1 protein-coding gene is annotated in these 469 nt (G+C 73.1%); it reads right to left on the bottom strand.

Translation table 11 applies throughout. From position 1 onward, the window contains the following. Positions 1-437 (bottom strand): 2-oxo acid dehydrogenase subunit E2 (locus FVP33_RS19185; RefSeq protein ID WP_246142442.1); only part of this gene is annotated, 437 nt, incomplete at its 3' end. Between the last annotated feature and the right edge of the window lie 32 nt (positions 438-469).

Below are 469 nucleotides of genomic sequence, written 5' to 3'. Positions count from 1 at the left end.
TGCAGGCGACCGCTGCGCGCGCGGCCCACGAGGTCCCTCAGGCCCGCCATGAGGTCGTCGAGGGAGAGGGAGTCGGCGTCGTGGATGGCGGGAGCGACGAGGCCGCCCTGACGCAGCGCCAGGGCGACACCGAGATGCACCGCGGAACTCGGCGGGAACGCGTCGTCGGCGTAGAAGCCGTTCAGCTCGGGAATGTCCCGCGCGGCGAGCGCGGTCGCCTGGAGCAGAAGGGCGGCGGGCACGACCCGCTCGGCGATGGACCGCTGGGCGTTGGCGGACTGCAGCCACGCCGTGGCGGCACGCAGGTCAATGGTTGTGCTGAGGTAGTAGTGCGGGATGGACTTCTTCGAGCGCGCCATGAGCACGCCGATGGAGCGGCGCAGGCGAGCGGAGCGCTCGGCCGACTCGGCTGCCGCTGCCGTTGCCGTGGCGGGCAACTTCCCCGGTTTCCGGGGGCGCCCGGGTGCGG

Origin of the sequence: Lacisediminihabitans profunda (genome assembly GCF_008040105.1) — a bacterium.
Taxonomy (GTDB): Bacteria; Actinomycetota; Actinomycetes; order Actinomycetales; family Microbacteriaceae; genus Lacisediminihabitans; species Lacisediminihabitans profunda.
Note: the sequence above shows the minus strand (reverse complement) of the source record. Positions and strands in the feature narration are given on the sequence as shown.